Annotated in this window: 20 protein-coding genes and 1 pseudogene; 14 read left to right on the plus strand and 7 right to left on the minus strand. The window is 64.9% G+C overall.

Translation table 11 applies throughout. From position 1 onward, the window contains the following. Positions 1–2: 2 nt before the first annotated feature. From hemH to cysQ, 7 genes are all read left to right on the plus strand, one after another. Positions 3–971, plus strand: coding sequence for a ferrochelatase (gene hemH, locus SCLO_RS17710; RefSeq protein ID WP_066514630.1), 969 nt, complete (start codon positions 3–5; stop codon positions 969–971). Positions 972–1006: 35 nt separating this feature from the next. Continuing rightward, positions 1007–1729 (plus strand): acetoacetyl-CoA reductase, encoded by a 723-nt coding sequence (gene phbB, locus SCLO_RS17715; RefSeq protein WP_066514633.1) that lies wholly within the window; start codon positions 1007–1009, stop codon positions 1727–1729. Next, positions 1729–1998, plus strand: a complete 270-nt coding sequence (locus tag SCLO_RS17720) for a ribbon-helix-helix domain-containing protein (protein ID WP_066514634.1) — start codon at positions 1729–1731, stop codon at positions 1996–1998. Before phbB ends, SCLO_RS17720 begins: the two co-directional genes overlap by 1 nt. Positions 1999–2085: 87 nt before the next feature. Next, on the plus strand, positions 2086–4548 hold the full coding sequence (locus SCLO_RS17725; RefSeq protein ID WP_066514636.1) for a TonB-dependent receptor: 2463 nt from the start codon (positions 2086–2088) through the stop codon (positions 4546–4548). Between the two features lie 190 nt (positions 4549–4738). Next, positions 4739–5506 (plus strand): energy transducer TonB, encoded by a 768-nt coding sequence (locus SCLO_RS17730; RefSeq protein ID WP_066514765.1) that lies wholly within the window; start codon positions 4739–4741, stop codon positions 5504–5506. A gap of 49 nt (positions 5507–5555) precedes the next feature. Continuing rightward, on the plus strand, positions 5556–6239 hold the full coding sequence (locus tag SCLO_RS17735) for a Fe2+-dependent dioxygenase (RefSeq protein ID WP_066514638.1): 684 nt from the start codon (positions 5556–5558) through the stop codon (positions 6237–6239). A gap of 112 nt (positions 6240–6351) precedes the next feature. Beyond that, positions 6352–7164, plus strand: a complete 813-nt coding sequence (gene cysQ / locus SCLO_RS17740; RefSeq protein ID WP_231923273.1) for a 3'(2'),5'-bisphosphate nucleotidase CysQ — start codon at positions 6352–6354, stop codon at positions 7162–7164. Positions 7165–7194: 30 nt separating this feature from the next. Here cysQ and SCLO_RS17745 read toward each other — a convergent pair whose 3' ends face one another. Further along, entirely contained in the window at positions 7195–8112 is a 918-nt protein-coding gene (locus SCLO_RS17745; RefSeq protein ID WP_066514641.1) for a LysR family transcriptional regulator, read from the minus strand. Between the two features lie 108 nt (positions 8113–8220). Between SCLO_RS17745 and SCLO_RS17750 the strand changes: the two genes are divergently transcribed. Genes SCLO_RS17750 through mmsB form a run of 4 tightly spaced genes read left to right on the plus strand, consistent with a single transcriptional unit; the run spans position 8221 to position 12846 of the window. Then, the gene (locus tag SCLO_RS17750; protein WP_066514643.1) at positions 8221–9717 is read left to right on the plus strand and encodes a CoA-acylating methylmalonate-semialdehyde dehydrogenase; all 1497 of its coding nucleotides are present in this window, start codon (positions 8221–8223) and stop codon (positions 9715–9717) included. Between the two features lie 6 nt (positions 9718–9723). Next, positions 9724–10866, plus strand: coding sequence for an acyl-CoA dehydrogenase family protein (locus SCLO_RS17755; protein ID WP_066514645.1), 1143 nt, complete (start codon positions 9724–9726; stop codon positions 10864–10866). A 20-nt stretch (positions 10867–10886) separates the two neighbouring features. Next, on the plus strand, positions 10887–11960 hold the full coding sequence (locus tag SCLO_RS17760; RefSeq protein ID WP_083948981.1) for an enoyl-CoA hydratase/isomerase family protein: 1074 nt from the start codon (positions 10887–10889) through the stop codon (positions 11958–11960). Between the two features lies 1 nt (position 11961). Continuing rightward, complete coding sequence (gene mmsB, locus SCLO_RS17765; protein ID WP_066514651.1) at positions 11962–12846, plus strand: 3-hydroxyisobutyrate dehydrogenase; 885 nt, start codon at positions 11962–11964, stop codon at positions 12844–12846. A 110-nt stretch (positions 12847–12956) separates the two neighbouring features. On the opposite strand, the gene SCLO_RS17770 is transcribed toward mmsB, so the two are convergent. The 5 genes from SCLO_RS17770 to SCLO_RS17790 all read right to left on the minus strand — a co-directional run bounded on the left by SCLO_RS17770 (position 12957) and on the right by SCLO_RS17790 (position 18008). After that, the gene (locus tag SCLO_RS17770) at positions 12957–13859 is read right to left on the minus strand and encodes a Rossmann-like and DUF2520 domain-containing protein (RefSeq protein ID WP_083948982.1); all 903 of its coding nucleotides are present in this window, start codon (positions 13857–13859) and stop codon (positions 12957–12959) included. Then, positions 13856–14623 (minus strand): TIGR02186 family protein, encoded by a 768-nt coding sequence (locus SCLO_RS17775; protein ID WP_066514653.1) that lies wholly within the window; start codon positions 14621–14623, stop codon positions 13856–13858. Before SCLO_RS17775 ends, SCLO_RS17770 begins: the two co-directional genes overlap by 4 nt. Further along, complete coding sequence (locus SCLO_RS17780) at positions 14620–15534, minus strand: sulfite exporter TauE/SafE family protein (RefSeq protein WP_066514655.1); 915 nt, start codon at positions 15532–15534, stop codon at positions 14620–14622. The genes SCLO_RS17775 and SCLO_RS17780 overlap by 4 nt, the downstream gene beginning before the upstream one ends. A gap of 57 nt (positions 15535–15591) precedes the next feature. Continuing rightward, complete coding sequence (locus SCLO_RS23985) at positions 15592–16131, minus strand: hypothetical protein (protein ID WP_231923274.1); 540 nt, start codon at positions 16129–16131, stop codon at positions 15592–15594. Between the two features lie 479 nt (positions 16132–16610). Then, positions 16611–18008, minus strand: coding sequence for a glycosyl transferase family protein (locus SCLO_RS17790; RefSeq protein WP_066514657.1), 1398 nt, complete (start codon positions 18006–18008; stop codon positions 16611–16613). A 293-nt stretch (positions 18009–18301) separates the two neighbouring features. Here SCLO_RS17790 and SCLO_RS17795 point away from each other — a divergent pair, with 293 nt between their 5' ends. Further along, on the plus strand, positions 18302–18481 hold the full coding sequence (locus tag SCLO_RS17795) for a hypothetical protein (protein ID WP_066514658.1): 180 nt from the start codon (positions 18302–18304) through the stop codon (positions 18479–18481). Positions 18482–18487: 6 nt separating this feature from the next. Here SCLO_RS17795 and SCLO_RS17800 read toward each other — a convergent pair. Further along, positions 18488–18885: pseudogene (locus SCLO_RS17800) on the minus strand (low affinity iron permease family protein). 72 nt (positions 18886–18957) lie between these two features. Between SCLO_RS17800 and SCLO_RS17805 the strand changes: the two are divergent. Together SCLO_RS17805 and sucC are read left to right on the plus strand one after the other, a co-directional pair. Next, positions 18958–19284, plus strand: coding sequence for a hypothetical protein (locus SCLO_RS17805; protein WP_066514659.1), 327 nt, complete (start codon positions 18958–18960; stop codon positions 19282–19284). Between the two features lie 136 nt (positions 19285–19420). Beyond that, positions 19421–20620, plus strand: coding sequence for an ADP-forming succinate--CoA ligase subunit beta (gene sucC / locus SCLO_RS17810; RefSeq protein ID WP_066514661.1), 1200 nt, complete (start codon positions 19421–19423; stop codon positions 20618–20620). The last annotated feature ends 98 nt before the right edge of the window (positions 20621–20718 follow it).

Here is a 20718-nt window from a genome sequence, read left to right on the forward strand (position 1 = left end):
CCATGTCCCGCGCCGCCGTCCTCCTCATCAATCTGGGCACGCCCGACGCGCCGGACGCCGCTTCGGTCCGGCGCTATCTGGCCGAATTCCTGTCCGATCCGCGCGTCGTGGAAATCCCGCAGCTCTTGTGGCAGCCGATCCTGCGCGGGCCGATCCTGCTCACGCGCCCGCGCAAGTCCGCCCACGCCTATGCGCAGGTCTGGACGGAGGAGGGCTCCCCGCTCGCGGTCAACACCCGCGCCGCCGCCGCCGCGCTGGCGGGACGGTTCGGGGGGCGGGTGACGGTCGACTGGGCCATGCGCTATGGCCGTCCGTCGATCGCCGCGCGGCTCGCGGCGCTGGGGGAGGCGGGGTGCGATCGCATCCTGCTCGCGCCGCTCTATCCGCAATATTGCGCGGCGACCACGGCGACCGCCTTCGATTGCGCGGCGGAGGCCCTGGGCAGGATGCGCGCCCAGCCCGCCATCCGCACCCTGCCGCCCTATTTCGACGATCCGGCCTATATCGCGGCGCTCGAGGCTTCGACCCGGCGCCAGTTGGCGGCGCTCGATTTCGAACCCGACCTGCTGATCGCCAGCTTCCACGGCATGCCGGAGCGGACGCGGGATCTGGGAGACCCCTATCATGCCCAGTCCCTTGAAACCGCGCGCCTGATGGAAGAGGCGCTGGGAAGGGAGGTCCGGGTCACTTTCCAGTCGCGTTTCGGGCGCGCCAAATGGCTGGGGCCGGCCACCGACGACGTGCTCAAAAGCCTGCCTTCGCAGGGCATCCGCAAGGTCGCTGTGATGACCCCCGGCTTTTCGGCCGATTGCCTCGAAACGATCGAGGAGATCGGCATTCGCGGACGGGATGATTTTATCGCCGGAGGGGGGCAAAAATTCGCTCGTCTGGCTTGTTTGAACGCCTCTGAGGAGGCTATCAAACTGTATGAGAATCTGATCCGCCGGGAACTGGCGGGATGGATGGAGTGAGTGAGGGTTTCCGGTTGAATTTTTAGGAGGGTTTTATGAGCAAGGTTGCTGTCGTCACGGGCGGAACGCGCGGTATCGGTGAAGCGATCAGTCTGGCCCTCAGGGAAATGGGTTATACGGTGGCCGCCAACTATGCGGGCAATGACGAAAAGGCGCGCGCCTTTTCCGACAGGACCGGCATAGAGGCCTTCCGATGGGATGTGGGCGATCATCAGGCCTGCCTCGACGGGTGCGCGGCCATCGCGGAAAAACTGGGCCCGATCGATATCGTCATCAACAATGCGGGCATCACGCGCGACGGCGTGCTGGCGCGGATGAGCTTCGACGACTGGAATGAAGTGATGCGCATCAACCTGGGCGGCTGCTTCAACATGGCGAAGGCGACCTTCGGCGGCATGCGGGAACGGGGCTGGGGCCGCATCGTCAATATCGGTTCGGTCAATGGGCAGGCCGGTCAATATGGGCAGGTGAACTATGCCGCGGCCAAATCCGGCATCCACGGCTTTACCAAGGCGCTGGCGCAGGAAGGCGCGAAATACGGCATCACCGTGAACGCCATCGCGCCCGGCTATATCGACACCGACATGGTCGCCGCCGTTCCGCCCGCCGTTCTGGAAAAGATCGTGGCGAAGATTCCGGTCGGCCGTCTCGGCCATGCCAGCGAGATCGCGCGCGGCGTCGCTTTCCTGTGCAGCGAGGAAGCCGGTTTCGTCACCGGCAGCACATTGTCCATCAATGGCGGGCAGCACATGTATTGATGGGGGAGGATGAGGCTCCGCCGGCCCGGTCCGCCGGGGCCTCTCCCTTCGCGCCGCCCGCCAAGCGGAGCGTGACGATCGCTGGTCATCAGACCGCGATCAGCCTTGAACCGATTTTCTGGGAAGCGCTGCGCGCGCGGGCGGGGGAAGAGGGGATACCGCTCAACGCCCTGATCGCCCGCATCGATGCGGCGCGCCTGGCCGCGCCGCGCCCGCCCAATCTGGGCAGCGCCATCCGCTGCTGGCTGTTTTCTGTGACAATTGGATGACAGCACATAAGAATTATTCTCAATAGCATTGACTCTGAGAACAACTCGCAATAGCAGGCCCTCGACAACAAAAGGGGGCTTCTGTTCATGTCCATATCCACACATATCCCGTCTTTCCTGGCGCTTAGCTGCGTCGGTGCGATCGCGATCGCAACCGGCGCGCACGCGCAGGATGACGCCCAGGCGCCGAAGCTGGGGGGCGTCACCGTCACCGACACCGCGATCGACGAATCCGAGGTGAAGGTCGATCGCGCCGACTCGCCCAAATATGTCCGCCCGCTGGTGGACATGCCGCAGACCATCACCGTCATCAGCAAGGCGAGCATCCAGCAGCAGAATCTGCTGACCCTGCGCGACGTGCTCCAGACGGTGCCCGGCATCACCTTCGGCGCGGGCGAGGGCGGCTTTGGCTATGGCGACCGCATCATCCTGCGCGGTCAGGATGCGAAGAACGACGTGACCGTGGACGGCGTGCGGTCCGGCGCCTTCCTCAACCGCAACGAAGTCTATAATATCGAACAGGTCGAAGTCACCAACGGCGCCAATTCGGTGTATAGCGGCGGCGGTTCGGTCGCGGGCACGATCAACCTGGTGACCAAGCGTCCGCTGGCCGACGACCGGACCGTGCTGAACGCCGGCATCGGCACCGACAATTATTATCGCGCCACCGTCGACGCGAACAAGCGGCTGGGCGATCTGGTCGCCGTCCGCATCAACGCGGTCTATCACGAAAACGACGTGCCCGGCCGCGATGTGGAGGATTACAAGCGCTGGGGCATCGCGCCCGCCATCACCATCGGCATCGACGGTCCGACCAGCCTGACGATCCAGGCCGAACATCTGGATGACAAGGCGATGCCGCAATATGGCATCCGCTATTATGCGAACAATGGCGGCTTCCTGCCCGAATTCGACCGCAGCGGCTATTACGGGTTCGCCAATCTCGACCAGCAGAACAGCAAGACCGATTCCCTTCAGGCGATCTTCAGCCATGCCTTCAGCGACCGGGTGAAGATCCGCAACCTCACCCGCTATGAACATGTGCGCCAGAACACGATCACCAGCCAGCCGAACGGCCTGTTCTGCCTGGCGTCCACCGGCCGGCAGCCCATGAACATCGACGGGGTGGAGGCGCCCTGCACGGCCACGGTGTCGGGCGCGACGGTCACCGCTCCGCCGGGCTATTACCTGCCGACCGGCGGCCGCGGCACGCAGCGCCTCATTTCCAACGAAACCGCCTATAACCAGTTCGACATCATCGGCGAATTCGCGACGGGCGGCATCGAGCACAGCCTGACGCTCGGCGTGTCGGCGCTGTGGGAGAAATATCGCCAGACGCAGGGCAGCCTGCCGCGCAATCCGGACGGCACCACGCCTTCCTTCCCGCTCGTCAACATCTCCAACCCCGGTCAGGTGATCCAGGGGCCGGCGGGCTATGTCTACGGCAACAACGACTATAATGGCCCGATCAACTTCATCCTGTCCAGCAAGAATATCGGCGTGCAGACCAGCTATGCCGCCTATCTGTTCGACGCGATGAAGTTCACCGACTGGTTCGAACTCAACGGCGGCATCCGCTATGAGAAGGTGAAGGGCCGCAACAGCACGTTCAGCTACCAGACCACCGGTCCCGACATCGGCGAGCTGGTCGAATATGTGCCGGGTGTCAGCACCAGCTACAACCCGAACTATACGCGCCTTAGCGACAACCTGTTTTCCTATCGCATCGGCGCGGTCGTCAAGCCGATGCCGGAGATGAGCATCTATGCCGCCTTCGGCAATTCCAGGCTGCCGTCCAAGGCATCGGTCGACGGCGGCTGTTCCCTGCCCAATCCCATCACGGGCCTCAATGGCAACTGCAACCTCAAGCCGGAAACCACGCGCAATTATGAGATCGGCGTCAAGGCGGAGCTGTTCGACAGGCAGTTGCTGCTGACCGCCGCCTTGTTCCGCAACGACCGCAATTCGATCAAGCTCGCGTCCGGCGATCCGGCGCTGCCCGACCAGACGCTGGACGGCAAGCAGCGGGTGGAGGGCCTGTCGCTCGGCGCTTCGGGCAACATCACGCCCAACTGGACGATTTCGGCCAATTACATGTATCTGAAATCGAAGGTCCGGCAGGGCGTTTCCAACTACTGCCTCGCCCATCCCGGCCCGGACTGCGGCAACAGCGCGGCCTTCCCCGATCCGACGGCCGGCAGCCTGTTGCAGAACACGCCCAAACATTCGGGCAGCCTGTTCACCACCTATCGCCTGCCCTTCGGCCTGGAACTGGGCTACGGCCTGACCTATCAGGGCCGCTTCCTGCTCAACTATCCCAACAATAGCCAGCTTCAGGCCGGGGCCTACGTGCCCTATCGGGTGCCCAGCTACACGATCCACCGGTTCATGGCGTCCTACCCGGTCACGGAAAATCTGACCGCGCAGGTCAACGTCCAGAATTTCACCAACAAGAAATATGTGACGACGGTGCGCAACGCGGTGGGCGGCAGCTGGGCCCAGCCCGCGCCGACGCGTTCGGCCGTGTTCAGCCTGAACTACAGCTTCTGACCCGCAAGTCCCCGGCGTGTCCCGGCCGGGGAAAAAGGGGCGGGCGGCGGTACTCTCCCACCTCCTCGGACCGCTGCCCGCCCCATCCTTTTGCGCTGGATCAAGGATCGGTTTCGCGAAATCTGCAATTGATTCGCATTAATGTTCGCGATATGGGCTTTCCGGCCCAGGGATGAAAGAAGGCGGGATCATGCTGTCGGTAGCAGAAGACCGGATCGACGAGATGGTGGAGGGCTCCACGGCGCAGCCGCCCTCCGCCCTTCGCCGTGCCGCCCTGGTCCTGCCCGGAACGCCGGCGAACGTCCGGAACGACGCGAGCCGTTTCGGACAGGGGCGCAGGCTCAATCTCCCGGCCATAACCGCCATCATCCTCGTCCATGCGGCGCTTCTCTATGCGCTGGTTCAGGTGCGGCAGCATGTCATCGAAGCGCGCGAGGCGAAGCTCACCGTTATCAACCTGACGCCACCGCCGCCGCCGCCGCCGGCCGAAAGCCCTCCACCGCCGCCCTCCCGGCCGGAAATCGTCGCGCCGCCGCCTCTGGTGCAGGTGCCGGCGCCGCCCGTCCCGCTGGTGGCGACGACTCCCGACCCGGTGCCTGTCCCGATCCCCATGCCCGTCATGTCGCCGCCGGGGCCTCCCGCGCCGCCGGCCCCGCCCAGCATCGTTCAGGCCGGGGATCTGGGCACGCAGATGGTGGCGGGCAAGCCGCCGCGCTATCCCGTCGAAAGCCGCCGCAAGCATGAGCAGGGCACGGTCGTTCTGTCCCTGACGCTGGGCGCGGACGGAAGCGTCGAAAGCATCGCCATCGCGCAAAGCAGCGGCTTCAAGCGGCTGGACGACGCGGCGCGCGATGCCGTCCGGGGCTGGCGCTGGAAGCCGACCATCCGCGACGGTCGGCCCACGCGCGTCAGGGGCGTGGTGGAAATCCCCTTCGTCCTGCGGACCGGCGCGGCCTGAAAAGCGCCCGCCTTTCGCTAATCACCAGTCCGTTTCGAGTGACAGGCCCATGTTGATCGCCATTCCCCGATTGCTCGACGCGCAGGCCCTGCGCGCCGTCCGCGACCTGATCGACCGGGCGCAATGGGTCGATGGCAATGTCACCTCCGGCCATCAGTCGGCGCTCGCCAAGCGCAATCTGCAACTGCCCGAAACCGCGCCCGAAGCCCGGCAGGCGGGGCAGATGGTGCTGGATGCGCTCGGCCAGTCCCCCCTGTTCATCGCGGCGGCGCTGCCGCTCAGGATATTCCCGCCCCTGTTCAACAGCTATGCGGGCGGGCAGGCGTTCGGCACCCATGTCGACAATGCGGTGCGGATTCAGGCGGGGACCGGCTTTCGCGTCCGCTCCGATCTGTCGATGACGGTCTTTCTGGAAGAACCGGAAGCCTATGACGGCGGCGAACTCACCATCGAAACCCATTTCGGCGTGCAGCAGGTCAAGCTCGCGGCGGGCGACGCGGTGCTCTACCCCTCATCCTCGCTGCATCGGGTGGAGCCGGTCACGCGCGGGCGGCGCGTGGCGAGCTTCTTCTGGTTGCAATCCATGATCCGCGACGATGCCGCGCGCCAGATGCTGTTCGATCTCGACAGCAGCATCCAGGCGCTGGCCGCCGATCTCGGCCATGGCGACGCGCAGGTGATCCGCCTGACGGGCGTCTATCACAATCTTCTCCGCCGATGGTCCGACGCATGATCCGCCGTTCCCCTTTGGCCTGGGCGGCGATCGCGCTATAAGCGGCCGGGGCGCCCGCCGCCCTTCCCGCCAGACGAAAGAACCGTCCCGAATGCCGCCATCCCATCGCCCGGTGCCTATCAGCCGGATTGCCGCTCCCCTCGTCGCCGCCGCCATCGAGGCCGGGCAGGCGATCATGACGATTTACGATGCCGGTTTTTCGGTCGAGATCAAATCGGACAACAGCCCCGTGACGCAGGCCGACGCCGCCGGGGAAAAGATCATCCTCGCGGCGCTGGCGCAGGTGGCGGGCGACATTCCCGTGATCGCGGAGGAGGAAGTGGCCGCTGGCCGCATCCCGCGGACGGACGGCACCTTCTTCCTCGTCGATCCGCTCGACGGCACCAGGGAATTTGTCCAGCGGCGCGGCGACTTCACCGTCAACATCGCCCTTGTCGAAGACCGGCAGCCGGTTTTCGGCATCGTCTATGCCCCGGCAAAGGGCCGCATCTTCGTGGGCGACGTGCGGGGCAACGCCGCATGGAGCGCGCCGGTCTCCCGCGAAGGCGCGATCGGACGGCGCGCGCCCATCCATGTCCGCGACCGGCCCCGCGACGGCCTGTCCGTGGTGGCGTCCCAATCCCACAATACGCCGGAAACTGACGCCTATCTCGATCAGTTCGACGTGGCCGAGCGGCTGTCCTTCGGCTCCTCGCTCAAGATCTGCGTGGTCGCCGCGGGGGAGGCGGACCTGTATCCGCGCCTCGCCCCGACCTGCGAATGGGACATCGGCGCGGGCGACGCCATATTGCGCGCCGCCGGGGGGAAGCTGCTGGCGCCCGACGGCGCGCCCATGCGCTATGGCAAGGATCGTTTCTTCAATCCCGGCTTCGTCGCGGCGGGCGACATCGACCCGCCGCCCATCGCGCCCTTCATGGCGGCATAAGGCGGCGGTCTTCCTGCCCCCGCGCCTCGCTTAGGGGAGGCGGGCATGATCCGGCGCCAGCCTTTCGCTTCGGCCCGAAGCCAGCGTGACCTGCTGCTGCAACCATGCCCCGACCGCCGCGATGCGGGCGACCTTGCGCAGGTCTTCATGCGTCACCAGCCAGAAATGGCGCACGATCTCCACCTTGTCGGCCATCAGTTCGATCAGGTCCGGATCGCGATGCGCGATGAAGTCGGGCAGGACGCCGATGCCGCTGCCGTCGCGGACCATGCGATATTGCATGTTGATGCTGGTGGCTCGCAGATGCGCCTCCAGCCCCGTCTCCACCTCGTCCAGATAGTCGAGTTCGGGCGAGAAGATGAACTCCGGCACATAGCCGACCAGCATATGGTCGCGCAGTTGGGATGGCCGCTCCGGGCGTCCCGCCCGCGCCAGATAATCCGCCGACGCATAAAGGTGCAGCCGATATTCGCCCAGCCGCTTGACCGACAGCCGCCCGCGCTGCGGCCGCGCCAGCATCAGCGCCATGTCCGCTTCCCGCTTCGACGGGTTGAGGAAACCGGACGCGGTGATGAGGTCCAGCCTGATGCCCGGATGCCGCCGCGAGAATTGGGCGAGGCTCGGCGCGAGCAGCCATGTCCCGAAACCCTCCGCCACCGACAGCCGCACCTGTCCGGCCAGCTGCTGCTCCTGTCCCGCCACGTCCTCGATCGCGGAGAAGGCCGCGCTTTCGATGGCTTCGGCATGGCCCAGCAAAGCCTGCCCTCGCGCCGTCAGCGCCCGCTCGCCCGATGCCATCTCGAACAGATCGGCCCCCAGCGCTTTTTCCAGCCGCGCCAGCCGCCGCATGATCGTGGTCGCGTCGATCCCCAGCTCCCGCGCCGCCGGAGCGATCTTGCGCGCCCGCGCCACCGCCAGAAAGACGCGCAGGTCGTCCCAGTCGAACATCCCTTTCCCCTGACTGCATTTTTGCAGTATCAACATGCGAAACTTCGCCGTTGATTGCAAATACACGCTATGGCTAGTGCTGCGTCAACATAAGGGAAAGGACCGTCCATGCGTGAGATTTCGCATCAGCTCGCTTTCGCCCATGATGCCGCGTCCGCGCGCCATGGCGAAGTCTTCGATCCCAATAACGGCGTGGTGCAGGCGCGGGTGGCGCTGGGCGACGCGGCCCTGCTCGACCGGGTGGTCGAAGCCGCGCGCAAGGCGCAGCCCGGCTGGGCCGCCACCAATCCGCAGCGCCGCGCCCGCGTCATGTTCCGCTTCAAGGAACTGGTGGAGCGGAACATGGACGAGCTTGCCCATCTGCTCAGCTCCGAACATGGCAAGGTGATCGCCGATTCGAAGGGCGACATCCAGCGCGGCCTGGAGGTCGTGGAATTCGCCTGCGGCATCCCCCACGCGCTGAAGGGCGAATATACGCAGGGCGCGGGCCCCGGCATCGACGTCTTCTCCATGCGCCAGCCGATCGGCGTGGGCGCGGGCATCACGCCCTTCAACTTCCCGGCGATGATCCCGCTCTGGATGTCGGCCGTCGCCATCGCCACCGGCAACGCCTTCATCTTGAAGCCTTCGGAGCGCGACCCGTCCGTCCCCGTGCGGCTGGGCGAGCTCTTCCAGGAGGCGGGCCTGCCCGAAGGCATTTTCCAGGTCGTCCATGGCGACAAGGAAATGGTGGACGCGATCCTCGACCATCCCGGCATCGGCGCGGTGAGCTTCGTCGGCTCGTCCGACATCGCCCATCATGTCTACCGGCGCGGCGTCGCGGCCGGCAAGCGCGTGCAGGCCATGGGCGGCGCGAAGAACCATGGCATCGTCATGCCCGACGCGGATCTCGACCAGGTGGTGAACGACCTCAGCGGCGCGGCCTTCGGCTCGGCGGGCGAGCGCTGCATGGCGCTTCCCGTCGTGGTGCCGGTGGGCGAGAAGACCGCGCTCGCCCTGCGCGAGAAGCTGATCCCCGCCATCGACGCGCTGCGCGTCGGCGTCTCCACCGATGCGGAGGCGCATTACGGCCCCGTCGTCACCGCCCAGCACAAGGCGAAGATCGAACAGTGGATCCAGACCGGCGTCGACGAAGGCGCGGAGCTGGTCGTCGACGGGCGCGGCTTCACGCTTCAGGGGCATGAGAAGGGCTTCTTCGTCGGCCCGACCCTGTTCGACCATGTGACGCCGGACATGTCCGCCTATAAGGAGGAGATTTTCGGCCCCGTCCTCCAGATCGTCCGCGCCGAAAGCTTCGAGGAGGCGCTCGCGCTCCCCAGCCGGCACCAATATGGCAATGGCGTGGCCTTCTTCACCCGCAACGGCCATGCCGCGCGCGAATTCGCGGCCCGCGTCGATGTCGGCATGGTCGGCATCAACGTGCCGATCCCGGTGCCGGTCGCCTATCATAGCTTCGGCGGCTGGAAGCGCTCGGCCTTTGGCGACACCAACCAGCACGGCATGGAAGGCGTCAGATTCTGGACCAAGGTCAAGACCGTCACGCAACGCTGGCCCGACGGCGGCGGGAGCGGGGACAGCGCCTTCGTCATTCCGACCATGGGTTGATCCGTCATGAGCCAGTTCGACCTCACCGACGACCAGCGCCAGATCCAGGATCTCGCGCGCCGCTTCACCGCCGACGCGATCACGCCCCATGCGGCGGAATGGGACGAAAAGCACATCTTCCCCCGCGACACGATCCGCGCCGCGGCGGAACTGGGCTTCGGCGGCATCTACGTCTCCGAAGCGTCGGGCGGCATCGGCCTTGGCCGTCTGGAAGCCGCGCTCATCATGGAGGCGATGGCCTATGGCTGTCCCTCCACCAGCGCCTTCCTGTCGATCCACAACATGGCGTCGTGGATAATCGACCGCTTCGGTTCCCCGGCGCTCAAGGACAAATATCTCCCCTCCATGGTGCCGATGGACCGCATGGGCAGCTATTGCCTGACCGAAGCGGGATCGGGTTCCGACGCCGCCGCGCTCAAGACCCGTGCGGTGAAGGATGGCGACCATTATGTCGTCACCGGCTCCAAGCAGTTCATCTCCGGCGGCGGCGAGAATGACATCTACGTCACCATGGTCCGCACCGGCGATGACGGCGCCAGGGGCATAAGCTGCCTCGTCATCGAAAAGGACATGGAAGGCGTCGGCTTCGGCGCGCCGGAGCGCAAGCTGGGCTGGCATTCCCAGCCCACCGCGCAGGTCCATTTCGACAATGTGCGCGTGCCCGCCGAAAATCTGGTCGGCGGCGAAGGGGAGGGGTTCCGCATCGCGATGATGGGCCTCGACGGCGGGCGCCTCAACATCGGTGCCTGTTCGCTGGGCGGGGCGCAGCGCTGCATCGACGAAGCGGTCGCCTATACCAAGGATCGCAAGCAGTTCGGCCAGGCCATCGCCGATTTCCAGAATACGCAATTCACGCTGGCGGACATGGAGACGGAGCTTCAGGCGGCCCGAACCCTGCTCTACGCCGCCGCCGTCAAGGTGACGGAAAATGCGCCGGACAAGACCCGCTTCGCCGCCATGGCCAAGCGGTTCGCGACCGACACCGGCTCCTCGGTCGTCGACCGCGCGCTGCAACTGCACGGCGGCTACGGCTATCTGATGGACTATCCGATCGAGCGCTTCTGGCGCGACCTGCGCGTCCATTCCATCCTGGAGGGCACCAACCAGGTCATGCGGATGATCGTCGCGCGCGACATGCTGCGGCCGTAGGAAGGGGAGCGGGGATCATCGTGACCGATCAAGTCCTGACCTTCATCGAAAACGGCGTCGGGCGCATCCGGCTCAACCGGCCAAAGGCGCTCCATGCCCTGACGCCGGAGATGTGCGAAGCGATCAACGCCGCCCTGCTGGCGTGGCGCGCGGACGATGCCGTCGTCGCGGTGATGATCGACCATGGCGAAGGTCGCGGCTTCTGCGCGGGCGGCGACATCGCCCTCATCGCCAACAGCGCGAAGGCCGATTGCGTCGAGGCGGAGCATTTCTTCTTCGTCGAATATCGGATGAACCATCTGCTGTTCGTTTATGAAAAGCCCATCGTCGCCTTCCTCGACGGCATCGTCATGGGCGGGGGCGTGGGCATTTCCCTCCCGGCGCGCTATCGCGTCGCGACGGAACGCACGCTGTTCGCCATGCCCGAAACCGGCATCGGCCTGTTTCCCGATGTGGGCGGCGGCTGGTTCCTGCCGCGCCTGCCCGGACGGGTGGGGGCATGGCTCGCCGCGACCGGCGCGCGGATCGACGGAGCCGACTGCTTCGCCATCGGGATCGCCACCCATTATATGCCCTCGGACCGGCTGGAAGCGGTCAAGGCGGCGATCCTTTCCGATCCGCACCACCTCTCCGGCGTTCTCGACGACAATGCCGAAGCGCCGCCGCCCTCGAAGCTGGAGGCGATGCGGCCCGACATCGACCGCCTGTTCGCCTCCGACCGGCTGGAGGACATCCTGGCCGCCCTCGACGCGGACGGCGGCGAATGGGCCGCGAAGCAGCGCGCCATCCTCGACACCAAATCGCCCCAGACGATCAAGGTCGCCTTGCGCCAGCTTGTCGAAGGCGCGGCAAAGACGGATTTCGCCGACAATATGCGGATGGAATATGCCATCGCCTGCCATGTGTTGCGCCGTCCCGATCTGGTCGAAGGGGTGCGCGCCGTCATCTTCGACAAGGATAATGCGCCCCGCTGGAACCCGGCCAGCCCCGGCGGGGTGACAGACGCCATGATCGACGCGATCTTCGTACCGCTGCCGCCGGACCGGCAATGGACCCCCTTGCCGGAACTGCAACAGATAGGGAAAGGAGCCTGATATGAGCCTCACCATCGCCTTCATCGGTCTTGGCAATATGGGCGGAGGAATGGCCGCCAACCTGTTGAAGAACGGCTATGCCGTCCGCGCCTTCGACCTTTCCGAAGAGGCGCTGGCCCGGGCCGGGGCGGCCGGCGCCGTCCGTGCCGCCAGCGTGGCGGATGCCGTGACCGGCGCGGACGCCGTCGTCACCATGCTGCCTGCCGGTCAGCATGTCGAAAGCGTCTATACCGGCGAAGTCTTCGGCGCGGCCAAGCCGGGCATGCTGTTCCTCGACTGCTCCACCATCGACGTGGCGACGGCGCGGCGCGTGGTCGAAGCGGCGGAGGGGCAGGGCTTCGCCATGGTCGACGCGCCCGTGTCCGGCGGCATAGCGGCGGCCAATGGCGGCACGCTCACCTTCATGGTCGGCGGCACGGACGCGGCTTTCGCCGGCGCGAAGCCGATCCTGTCCGCCATGGGCAAGGCGGTGATCCACGCGGGCGGCGCGGGCAACGGGCAGGCGGCGAAGATCTGCAACAACATGCTGCTCGGCGCGACCATGATCGCGACCTGCGAGACGTTCGCCATGGCGCGCAAGCTGGGCCTCGATCCCCAGACCTTCTACGACATCGCCAGCGTGTCCTCCGGCCAGAGCTGGTCGATGACCAGCTATTGCCCCGTCCCCGGCGTCGGCCCGCAAAGCCCGTCGGACAACGACTATCAGGGCGGCTTCGCGGTCGGCCTGATGCTCAAGGATCTGAAGCTCGCGGCCGAAGCCGCCGCGTCCGTCAACGCCTCCGTCCCGATGGGCAGTGCCGCCGGGGCCCTTTATCAACTGCTCGCCAATCAGGGGAAGGCGGCGCGCGACTTCTCCGTCATGATCGAGATGCTGGAAGGGAAATAGGCGCCGTTCCCAGCGCATTTCGTGCTCCCGCGCAGGCACTCGAACGGGACGAGCGGCTCGCGAGAGCGCAGCCGCGCCGTCCGAACCATTCTCCCGCCCCCCGGCTCCCATCAGGGCAAACTCCCGCCATCCTCCAGCAATCGTCGCATATCCGGCACGGCGTCGCCTTGTCCCATACCGTGCCGTTCCATCTCGCGCAGCGTCGCCAGCGCCATCGCGCGATAGTCGGGCAGCACGGCGGGGCAGCGCTGGCGGAAGGCTTCCAGATGATCGCCGATGGTGCCCCGGTCCCCCCGCAGCAGCGGGCCGGACAGGGCCGCGAACCCGTCCGCAAGGCTGTTCTCCATCGCCGCCCGCGCCAGCGGCCCCAGCACCCCATGCGGATCGGCGACCCCGGCCGCCTCCAGGGCCCGCGCCGCGCCCTCCATCAGCGTCACCAGATGGTTCGCCGCATGGCTGAGCGCCCCGTGATAGAGCGCCCGCATCTCCTCCGCGATGACGAACCCCTTGCCGCCCAGCGCCTTCACGACCGCCATTGCCCGCTCGACCGCCTCGGCGGACCCGCCCGTCACGCCGAAGGGCGCGCCCGCCATGCGCCGCGCTTCGTTTGCCGGATCGCCGGTGAAGGTCATCACCGGATGAACGGCCGCCGTCACCGCGCCCGCCTGCCGCAGCGGTTCCAACACCCCCACGCCGCATCGCCCGCTCAGGTGAAATAGGAAAGGACGGCCCATCCCCGGCCTCCCAAAACTCAATCCCTTCGCCATCTCGTTCATGGAATCGTCCGCAACCGCCATGACGATCAGGTCGCAGCGCCGCCAGATCTCCGCCGCCCGCTCCACCGCCCGCGCCCGCGGCAAACGGGCCAGCGCTTCGCCCAGCCGCCTAGGCGAACGGTTGAAGAGCAGCGGCGCACCCTCCGAAAAGGGAGCGAGCGCAACGGCGAAAGCCTGACCCGCCCGCCCCGCGCCGATAATGCCGAGTTGCTTGCAGCGGGGAAACGCGCCCGTCATATCCGACGCGCGATCGCTCCGGCGGCCCAGCCCATGCCGACCGCCAGCAGGATGGCCGTCAGGCCATAGAGGAAGGACCAATGCTCCGCCGCCAGGGCCATGAACTGTTCGAAGCCCGATTTGCGGACCGTGATGTCCCGGATCGCCGCCGCGACCACGCGCCCGTCCTGGACGAGGAAGGTTTCCGCCGTATAGTCGCCCACCGTCACGCGCGCCGATAGCGGCAGCCGCGCGCGATAGAGAACGCCGTCCGTGATCTCGACCGTGCCGGGCCTTTCCACATAAAGGCCGACCCGTCTCCGCAGGTCGACCAGCCCCGCCTGGAACCGTTCCAGTTCCGCGCTGTCGTTCAGCGACGACGGCGACAATTGCAGCTTGTCCACGCCTAACTCATATATGGCCGCGGTCCGGTCATCGACGATCCGCCCGATCGGCCGGGAGGACGCCATCGCATAGAAGCTGGGCGCCGAGCGGAAGCGCGCACGGTCGGCATTGACCCAGATGCCCGCCACCTTTTCCTTCTCCCGCATCATGATGGACTGGTCCGGGCCCTTGAGGACCACGACGATGTCGGCGGGCTTTTGAGGGCGGCGGCCGTCCGGATAGACGATGGCGCCGAACAGCAGCAGATCCGCGCCGGTGAAACTGTACTGGATCTCGACATTGCGTTGCGACACGTCGGGCACCAGCTGAGGTTCGTCGGCTCCACCCAGCAACAGGAGCAGCGCGGGCGCCAGCAGGGAAAGGGCGGAAGCGCGCGTCATCGGACTTCGATCGTATAGATTTCATCCGGCCGCCATCCCAGGCCCAGAGCCATGCGCGCCGCCACCAGCAGGACGATGGCGGCCAGCAGCATGCGCAGATATTCCGGGCGGAGCGTCATCGATATGCGCGTCCCCACCTGCGCCCCTGTCACGCTGCCGATGAGGAGCAGCAGGGCCAGGACCAGATCCACCGCCTTGGTCGTCATGGCGTGCATCATCGTGGTCGCCATGGTGACGAAGAGAATCTGGAAAAGGGAAGTGCCGACCACCGATTGCGTCGTCATGCCCAGCAGGTAGAGCATCGCTGGGACGAGGATGAAGCCGCCGCCCACGCCCAGCAGCATGGTGAGAATCCCCGTCGCCACGCCCAGCAGCAGCGGCGCCAGCGGCGAGATGTAAAGCCCCGAGCGATAGAAGCGCCACCGCATCGGCAGCGCCGCGACCAACGGATGATGGCGGCGTTTTCGCGCCTGGATCCGCTTGCCGGTCTTGAGCGCGATCAGGGCCTGGATCGATTCCTTGGCCATCAGCGACCCGATGCCACCCAGCATCAGGACGTAGAGAAGGGCGATCACCGTATCGATCTGGCCCAGCGATTGCAGCAGCCTGAACAGCAGCACGCCGATGCCCGCGCCGACCACACCGCCCGCGATCAGCACGCCGCCCATACGGAAATCGACCGTGCCGCGCTCCATATGGGTGACTACGCCCGAGACGCTGGCGCCGGTCACCTGCGACGCGGCCGAAGCCGCCGCGACGGTCGGAGGAATGCCGTAGAAGATAAGCAACGGCGTCGTCAGGAAACCGCCTCCCACGCCGAACATGCCGGACAGCAGGCCGACGACCCCGCCCAGCCCGATGATGACGAGGGCATTTACCGATAGATTGGCGATGGGCAGGTAAAGGTCCATGTCTCTCCGGCTTAGGGCCAAAGCGCCGGGATATAAAGGCATGCGATATCTAGCTGCCTAAAAATCGGTAGCAAGCGTCATGGCCAGTCCGGATGGAGGATGTGTCCGCCCCGCGATCCGTTCGCGCCATTCGACGGTGACGCGGGCATTCACATCCGGAAGCCGAAATCGCCACTGCAATTCGGGACCCATGTCCAGACGTTCGAGATGGGGTTGCGCGCCGCCCGACACGCTGCCGCCGATGCGAAGAGGAGAGTGGCCCAAGGGTGAGGAAATCGAAATCCTCCCGTCGGCAAACAAGTCACGGCTCCGAAGCCCGACCATGCCCATCTGCGCATATCCTTCCGCCTCCAGTCCTTTCGTCAATGCAGTCGGCCCGAAACCGCCAACGATCAGCGCGGCGTTGGCATTCCGGCCGCCATCGCCCAGGGCCATCCGGCGTTCGACGCCGATGCTGACGGGGATATGAGAGAGAGGCTGTATGGAGAGGCCCAGTGCTGCCTCTGGCGCAACCGGACGGTCAAGTGCGCCGGCTATCCGCCCATAGGCGGTGACGCGCCCTTGCGCGGTCTCTGCCAGCAGGAAATCGATCCGCATACCCATTTGAGACGCGCCCAGCCGTCCGGGCGAGAGGGCATTGGGCACATTGCCGCCATCTCTCCAGAACAGCCATGCGCTTGTGTGCCAGCGACTGGGCGGTTTGCGGGAAGGAAGGAGCGCGGCCCCGGACGAAGGGACCGCCATAATGCCGGGCGCGCTCTCCCGGGATGGATTGGCGGATCGCGGGGGCGTGAATGAAGGGAGAGCAGGCGTTCCCGGATCGATCGATGCCTTGGGCCGGGCTTGGGCCTGATGATGATCGGGAGCCTTTTTGTAGAAGCCAAGTGCATCCCTGCCTGGTGTGATCGATAGGGTCGTCGATGGAGGGGGTGAGGCGGGCTGCGTTTCCAACGGCGAAGCCAGGCGCGGCATGGGCGGCATCGATCCGTCCATCTGCGTGACGATGATGCGGAATGCGGCCCATCCCAAAATCAGCAATCCGAAAAAGCGAAGGGGACGTCCGCTGGCCGGGGCTGTCATTCCTGCGTTCGCAATTCGGGGAAGCGATGTTTCGTCTTGTCCCATGCCAGCGGTCGGCCGGTCAGCGAGCGCACATAATGGAAGATGGCGCGACGGGCCGCCAATATGGCGATCATGTTCGCTATGACTATGCGCGGGATGGCAGCTGCTCCATGCCGCCAGCCATAGCTATGCCCGGCAAATAGAGCCCGCAGAAGCGCGCGCCAGATCATCAGTCCGGCGTTCAGGAGCAGCAATGTCCTGATGCTTTCGGGATAGGGCGGCAGTGCATGGGGCAGGAAAAATCCGATGACCAGTAAAGCGCCCCACAGCAGCAAGGAGAGATAGGCCGCGAACAGCACGAGCGCGGCCAGCGCCGCCCGGCGATCACGGAAGCGCATCCAGCATTCGATCGCGCCGCCGCGCCAGCCCAGCCGGTCCCAGCCTGCCAGGGATATGCCGATGATCCAGCGCGCCTTCTGCCTGATGGCCGCATCCAGTGTATCGGGAAAATATTCGCGCGTTGCGACCAGCCGACCCTCCTCGTCGCGCATTCGGACGAAGATTCCGCGCCCGCCCATCTCGCCGATGCGTAACCCGGCTTCATAATCTTCCGTCAGAGAGGTGGGATCGAACGGGCCCTCGCGCCTTTCGTCCGTCAGGCGGCCGAGCGCTTGCCGGTCGAAGGCGCAAGCCACCCCGGCGGAGGGAATGGCGGCGCCCAATGCTTCCCGCATGGTCAGGAACTTGGAATGACTTTCCGCAAATTCATCGCAATAATGGTTGGTGACGGCCCGAGCCAGCCATCCGCCTTGGCCCGGCAACGGCAGCACCGGTAGTTGGACAAGGGCGAAGCGGTCTATCATGAAGTCGAACAGGCGGATTTCATCGCAATGGACCACATCTTCCGCATCGTGGAGCAGAACGGCCTTGAACGCCGAACCGCTTTCCTTTTCCTCCGCTTCCATCGCGCGCCACAGCAGGTTGAGACAATCGGCCTTGGTGGTAGGGCCGGGGTGGGAATTGACCGCCAGAACCACGCGGGATTCCAAAGCCGCGATGCCGCTCACCGCTTCGATCGTCGCCCGATCATTGGGATAGGCGCCGACGAATATCCTGTAATCGGCGTCCTTCCAGCGATGCAGGGCATTCCTGATCATCGGGCCGATCACTTCCGACTCGTCCCATGCGGGCACGAAGACTGCGATCCTTCCCGGCTTCGAAGACGGCGGCAAGGTGGCCGTCGTCATGCGGGGATGGCGCGAATAAATGGTGAATTTGCGCCAGATGCGGCGGCACAGGAACAGTAGATCCAGGAGCAGATCGTCGATACCGCCCAAGAAAAGTCCTGCCACCGCGAAAAGAAGAATTTCGCGATGAGCGATCGCCAGAAAGGCGACCAACGCTTCCCCCAAAATACCTGCCCCCTGCCGTTATGGGAAAGGATGATGCCATGGCGATGATCGTTTTCCAAGGGTGGGATTGGAGAGTTTGCAGGATTTTTCAGTATGTTCGGATGAGTCGGACACCAAGGTTGCATGGCGCGCCATGCGCGGTGAACGGGTTCATTGGCGCGTCAGGCCGCGCCGCATATGGGATGGACGGATTCACGGTGAGGGACATAATAAGATAAGCTCTTTGCCGGCAGACCGCTCGCTGGTTGCCATGAGCCACCTGAAATACGCCATGTGATGCGAAGGAGGGGCTGATGAATATGGAGGTGGATGTCAATTATCTGCTGCATCGCCAGCAGATTTCCTTGATTCACGCGGAAAAGAGCCGATCCGTGGCTGGCAGGACGGCTTATGAAGATCTGGCTCGGGGCTATGGCGAGCGCGTGGAGGCTTACCGGCAGGAAAATTCCCGCATCATCGCTCTCGTGCATTAGACTCGGTCAGCGCCGCGCGATCAATCTTTCGAGAGCGTGGCGGTGCCTTTCATCGCCGCCGCATTCTCTTTCCAGCACGATCTTCACCTGTTCGAGTTCCGCTTCCGTGAGGTGCTCGATTCCGATGAAATCGTTGCGCGCCGCTTCGACGGCGCGAATTAGTTCGTCGAGCTTGGCCTGGATGGCCGATCCATCCCGGTTCTGGACGTTCTGTATCAGGAACACCATCACGAAGGTGACGATGTCGTGCCGGTATTGATGACCAACTGCCATGTATCGGAATAATGGAAAAGGGGACCGGACAAGACCCACAGCAGGACGATGGTGATGGAGAGAATGAAGGCTTGCGGTTGTCCCGACCAGCGGGCGACGTGATGCGACAAGGCTGCGAAAATCCGATCCATCCTGTTTTTGCTCCTGCAATCTTCCCGGGTTTGTTTAGGCTTGGTTCAGCGACATGTCGTCATCCATCCGGGATGACGAGTTCGATCTTCAACCGTGCCGCTCTGACGCTGGTCATCCCGGCACTGCTCTCTTCCTGCGCGGCGGTTTCGCCTGAGTCGCGGTTGCGGAACCGTCTGATGGAAGCTGGGCTTTCCCCTCGCACGGCGGCATGCATGGCGGGCAGGATGGTGGACAGGCTGAGCCTGGCTCAACTTCGCAAGTTGCAATCGCTTGCCTCGCTTCGCAACGCGGACATGGGGGAAGTCACGATCGATCGCTTTCTTCGCAAGATCAGGGCGTTGGAAGATCCGGAAATTTTTATCGTCACCAGCAAGGCGGCAATCTCCTGCACCCTATGACGACATCATAAGATACGGCTCCAAGCATTTTCGTTTTGCAATTTTGCAAAGTGATTTTGCGGAATTGGCTGGCCAGGCGGAAACAGCTGTGCTTTAGCCCCGACCGACAGTTTACGGCAAAAGGACGGCTGGACCGATGAACATCCATGAATATCAGGCGAAAGAGCTGCTGGCGAAATATGGCGCGCCAATCGCCGCGGGCTATGCCGCGTTTTCGGTAGAGGAAGCCGTCGAAGCCGCGAAGAAGCTGCCCGGACCGCTCTATGTCGTGAAGTCGCAGATTCATGCGGGCGGTCGCGGCAAGGGCAAGTTCAAGGAACTCGGCCCCGATGCAAAGGGCGGCGTCCGCCTGGCCTTCAATCTCGACGAAGTGAAGGCGCATGCCACCGACATGCTCGGCAACACGCTGGTCACCGTGCAGACGGGTGAAGCGGGCAAGCAGGTCAACCGCCTCTACATCACCGATGGCGCGGACATCGCGAAGGAATTCTATCTTGCCCTGCTGGTGGATCGCGCGACGGGCCGCGTGGCTTTCGTCGTGTCGACCGAAGGCGGCATGGATATCGAGGAAGTGGCTCATTCGACGCCTGAGAAAATCCACACCTTCGCCGTCGATCCGGCCACCGGCTTCATGCCGCACCATGGTCGCGCCGTCGCCGCCGCGCTGGAACTGACGGGCGATCAGGCGAAGCAGGCTGCGAAGGTGGCTTCGTCGCTCTATGCGGCGTTCCTCGACACTGACGCCTCGCAGATCGAAATCAATCCGCTGGCGGTGACCGAGCAGGGCAACCTTCTCGTCCTCGACGCCAAGGTGGGCTTCGACAGCAATGCCATGTTCCGTCACAAGGATATTGCCGAACTGCGCGACCTGACCGAGGAAGATCCGGCGGAAGTCGAAGCGTCCGAATATGACCTCGCCTATATCAAGCTGGACGGCAATATCGGCTGCATGGTGAACGGGGCTGGCCTTGCCATGGCGACGATGGACATCATCAAGCTGAATGGGGAATTCCCCGCCAACTTCCTGGACGTCGGCGGCGGCGCTTCCAAGGAGAAGGTGACGGCGGCCTTCAAGATCATTCTGAAGGACCCGGCCGTGAAGGGCATCCTCGTCAATATCTTCGGCGGCATCATGCGCTGCGACATCATTGCGGAAGGCATCGTCGCGGCCGCCAAGGACGTGAACCTGTCGGTTCCGCTGGTCGTTCGCCTGGAAGGCACCAACGTCCAGCAGGGCAAGGACATATTGGCCCAGTCCGGCCTGGCCATCGTTCCGGCGGACGATCTGGGCGACGCGGCGAAGAAGATCGTGGCGGAAGTGAGGAAAGCGGCCTGATCCCCAAGGCCTCTTGAACGGAACGATGGGACGCGGAGAGGAGACTCCCCGCGTCCTTGTCCGCGTTTGCGGACTATCGCGTGACAATGGAAGGATGT

Source organism: Sphingobium cloacae, from assembly GCF_002355855.1.
In the GTDB taxonomy this organism is placed as follows: domain Bacteria; phylum Pseudomonadota; class Alphaproteobacteria; order Sphingomonadales; family Sphingomonadaceae; genus Sphingobium; species Sphingobium cloacae.

Excerpts from the sequence above, each read along its gene's own strand:
- SCLO_RS17735 (WP_066514638.1), top strand. The coding sequence starts at position 5,556 with ATGTTGATCGCCATTCCCCGATTGCTCGACGCGCAGGCCCTGCGCGCC.
- SCLO_RS17725 (WP_066514636.1), top strand. The coding sequence starts at position 2,086 with ATGTCCATATCCACACATATCCCGTCTTTCCTGGCGCTTAGCTGCGTC.
- SCLO_RS17805 (WP_066514659.1), top strand. The coding sequence starts at position 18,958 with ATGACGAGTTCGATCTTCAACCGTGCCGCTCTGACGCTGGTCATCCCG.
- SCLO_RS17720 (WP_066514634.1), top strand. The coding sequence starts at position 1,729 with ATGGGGGAGGATGAGGCTCCGCCGGCCCGGTCCGCCGGGGCCTCTCCC.
- SCLO_RS17770 (WP_083948982.1), bottom strand. The coding sequence starts at position 13,859 with ATGACGGGCGCGTTTCCCCGCTGCAAGCAACTCGGCATTATCGGCGCG.
- SCLO_RS17745 (WP_066514641.1), bottom strand. The coding sequence starts at position 8,112 with ATGTTCGACTGGGACGACCTGCGCGTCTTTCTGGCGGTGGCGCGGGCG.
- SCLO_RS17730 (WP_066514765.1), top strand. The coding sequence starts at position 4,739 with ATGCTGTCGGTAGCAGAAGACCGGATCGACGAGATGGTGGAGGGCTCC.
- SCLO_RS17755 (WP_066514645.1), top strand. The coding sequence starts at position 9,724 with ATGAGCCAGTTCGACCTCACCGACGACCAGCGCCAGATCCAGGATCTC.
- SCLO_RS23985 (WP_231923274.1), bottom strand. The coding sequence starts at position 16,131 with ATGCGGATCGATTTCCTGCTGGCAGAGACCGCGCAAGGGCGCGTCACC.
- SCLO_RS17750 (WP_066514643.1), top strand. The coding sequence starts at position 8,221 with ATGCGTGAGATTTCGCATCAGCTCGCTTTCGCCCATGATGCCGCGTCC.
- phbB (WP_066514633.1), top strand. The coding sequence starts at position 1,007 with ATGAGCAAGGTTGCTGTCGTCACGGGCGGAACGCGCGGTATCGGTGAA.
- mmsB (WP_066514651.1), top strand. The coding sequence starts at position 11,962 with ATGAGCCTCACCATCGCCTTCATCGGTCTTGGCAATATGGGCGGAGGA.
- SCLO_RS17775 (WP_066514653.1), bottom strand. The coding sequence starts at position 14,623 with ATGACGCGCGCTTCCGCCCTTTCCCTGCTGGCGCCCGCGCTGCTCCTG.
- SCLO_RS17795 (WP_066514658.1), top strand. The coding sequence starts at position 18,302 with ATGAATATGGAGGTGGATGTCAATTATCTGCTGCATCGCCAGCAGATT.
- sucC (WP_066514661.1), top strand. The coding sequence starts at position 19,421 with ATGAACATCCATGAATATCAGGCGAAAGAGCTGCTGGCGAAATATGGC.
- SCLO_RS17780 (WP_066514655.1), bottom strand. The coding sequence starts at position 15,534 with ATGGACCTTTACCTGCCCATCGCCAATCTATCGGTAAATGCCCTCGTC.
- hemH (WP_066514630.1), top strand. The coding sequence starts at position 3 with ATGTCCCGCGCCGCCGTCCTCCTCATCAATCTGGGCACGCCCGACGCG.